This is a genomic window from Thioclava arctica, from assembly GCF_040892615.1.
In the GTDB taxonomy this organism is placed as follows: domain Bacteria; phylum Pseudomonadota; class Alphaproteobacteria; order Rhodobacterales; family Rhodobacteraceae; genus Thioclava; species Thioclava arctica.
Map to the genome: position 1 here is coordinate 1 of NZ_JBFRYC010000074.1, position 255 is coordinate 255.

Genomic DNA, 255 nt, shown 5'->3' on the forward strand with positions numbered 1-255 from the left:
AAAGAACCGCATGACACAGGCCAAACGCGAAGCGGCATATGTTGAGGATCTCGCAGCATGGGAGGAGAGCTGCGCCGAGATCGAGCAGCGCAATGCGGAAGCGCTCGACGCCTGGAAGCGCGAGAACGACAAGTATCTGCACCTCAAACGTAAGACACAATCACGGAAACACTCAGACAAAGCAGCCTACGAGGCCGCGATGACGTCCTTTCAGGACAGATATTATGAGGCCGTTGGAAAACCCTGTGGCCTGCT

General features: G+C 55.7%; 1 pseudogene. It reads left to right on the top strand.

Annotation, left to right across the window (positions count from 1 at the left end):
- Window positions 1–255, top strand: a pseudogene (locus AB4874_RS19975) (Mob protein); the annotation flags it as partial.